This is a genomic window from Sphingomonas sp. Leaf33, assembly GCF_001421785.1.
Classification (GTDB): Bacteria; Pseudomonadota; Alphaproteobacteria; order Sphingomonadales; family Sphingomonadaceae; genus Sphingomonas.
In genome coordinates this window covers 460,518-462,924 of sequence record NZ_LMLB01000017.1, presented here as the reverse complement: position 1 = coordinate 462,924, position 2,407 = coordinate 460,518, and the positions used below count along the sequence as shown (strand labels likewise).

1 protein-coding gene is annotated in these 2,407 nt (G+C 68.3%); it reads right to left on the bottom strand.

Annotated features, from left to right (window positions below; genetic code table 11):
* Positions 1 to 229: 229 nt before the first annotated feature.
* A complete protein-coding gene (locus tag ASE86_RS15385; protein WP_056428877.1) occupies positions 230 to 2,185 on the bottom strand; it encodes an OPT family oligopeptide transporter in 1,956 nt (651 codons plus the stop codon).
* Between the last annotated feature and the right edge of the window lie 222 nt (positions 2,186 to 2,407).

The window sequence follows — 2,407 nt, the reverse complement described above, 5'->3', positions numbered from 1 at the left end:
CCTAGAGGGGCATGCGACGTCCTTCGCGACTCTAGGCTCCCGCCTGCGCGGGAGCACCTGGATTTGGAACCTATCACCCGTCATCCCCGCGAAGGCGGGGATCAATAGTCGCTGACCGTCGTGAGACTCACGGCGGCTAGCCAGAATTTATCCCCGCCTACGCGGGGATGACGATTGAGCGTGCCGGTATGACGGCCGAAGGTGTAAGGAACGAGGGTGGCCGCGGCCCCTACCCCCGCGCCGCCTTCAACGTCTGCCGGTACAGCACCAAAATCCCACCCGCGAACACGACCAGCGCCGCCGGGATCGTCACCCCTTCGCCCAAGTCCGCGATCGCCAGCGGCGCGTCGCTGCCCGTCGCCGCAACGATGCCGGCGAACACGACCCCGAACAGGCTTTCTCCTACGATCAACCCGGTCGCGGCCAGCACGCCCAGACGGCTGACGAATTCGGGGTTCGCGCTCTTCGCCGCCTGACGTTCGTACCAGTGACCGATCAGCGCACCGACCGGGATCAGCAGCGTCAGCGCCATCGGCAGGTAGATGCCCATGCCGACGGCGAGTGGCGGCAGGCGGAAGCGACTGGTCTTGCCCAGTGTCTCGTCGATCGCGACGACCACCGCGCCGATGCCGGCACCGATGCCGATCAGCCCCCAGTCGATGTCGCCGCCCAGCACGCCTTTCGCCAGCGCGGAGATGAGCGACGCCTGCGGAGCCGCCAGCGCATTCGGCCCGGCGTTCGCCGCACCGGCGAAGCCGAACGCGGTGTTGAGCAGGTCGAGCACCGGCGGGATGATGAGGCTGCCGAAGATGACGCCCAGCACCAGCGCGAACTGCTGCTTCCACGGTGTCGCGCCGACCAGTTGGCCGGTCTTCAGATCCTGGAGATTGTCGTTGGAGATCGTCGCGATCGAGAAGACGATGGCCGTCGTGAACAGCGCATAGGCGACCAGTGCATCGACCCGCGCGGGATCGCCGCCGTGCCCGAACACCATCGCCAGCAACAGCGACGCGCCGAGCACCGCGAGGATGCCGACCCCGGACACCGGCGAATTTGACGCGCCGATCAGCCCCGCCATATAGCCGCAGACCGCGGCGATGACGACGCCGACGACCAGCACGTAGGCGAGCGTCCCGCCGATCACCAGCCAGGGATGCTCCGCCACCGGCCCGCCGCCTGCGAAATCCCACAGCAGCCAGGCTATGGGCACCAGCGAGAGCAGCACGGTCCCGCCGACCACGCCGATCGGCAGGTCGCGCTCGGTCAGGTCGAGCACTTGCCCGCCGGCCCGCGCCTTGGCCGCCGCCACCGCTGAGCGGATGCCGCCGACGATCGGCCCCAGGATCTTGAGCAAGGTCCAGATCGCCGCGACGCCGATCGTGCCCGCGCCGATGAAGCGGACATCGTTGCGGAATACGGTGCTGACCACCGTGTCGACCGGGTCTAGCGTCGGTTGCAGGCTGGTCAGGATCGGCATCAGCACGCCCCAGGCAACGACCATGCCGATCGCCATCGCGACGCCGACGGTCAGGCCGACCAGGTGGCCGACGCCGATCAGGGCCATCGAGAAGCTGGTCGACACGCCGGTCGCCGACGCGGCACCCACCTTGAAGTTCTTCGCCGCTTCGGCCGCGACCAGGCGCAGTTGGGTCAGCAGCGTGAAGCCCGCCGCGATGAGGCTCCCGAGGATGATGGTGCGCAGGCCGCGCATGTTTTCCGCGCCGCCCTCACGCGACTCCGCGCCGACTTTCAGCACTTCGGCGGCGGCGACGCCTTCGGGGTATGGCAGGTCGGACCCGGTCACGAGCGCGCGCCTCAGGGGCACCGAGAACATCACGCCCAGGATGCCCCCGACAGCGCAGACGAAGGCGGTGGTCCAGTAGGGGAAGCCCGTCCACCAGCCGACCAGCACCAGGCCCGGCAACACGAAGATGATCGCGGCCAGCGTGCCCGCGGCGCTCGCGATCGTCTGGACGATGTTGTTTTCCAGGATATTGCCGGACTTGAACAGCCGCAGGATCGCCATCGAGATGACCGCGGCGGGGATCGAGGTGGCAAAGGTCAGGCCGACTTTCAGCCCGAGGTACACGTTGGCCGCGGTAAACAGGACGGTGATGATCGCGCCCAGGACGATTCCGCGCAGGGTGAGTTCGGGCAGGCGGGGGCTGGTGCGGGTGTCGCTCATGGCGGCGAGGGTGGCACAGGTCGTGATGGGAGGGAAGACGCGCCCACCTGCCGTCATCCCCGCGGAGGCGGGGATCGATAGTCGCCGAACGTTGCGGGAGTCACGAGCGCCAGCCGGAATTTATCCCCGCCTTCGCGGGGATGACGGCTGTAAGGGGAGCGTTACCCCGGCAGCCCGCCCTGCAACACCCGGTCCGCAAACGCACAATGCAGCGCGACGCCC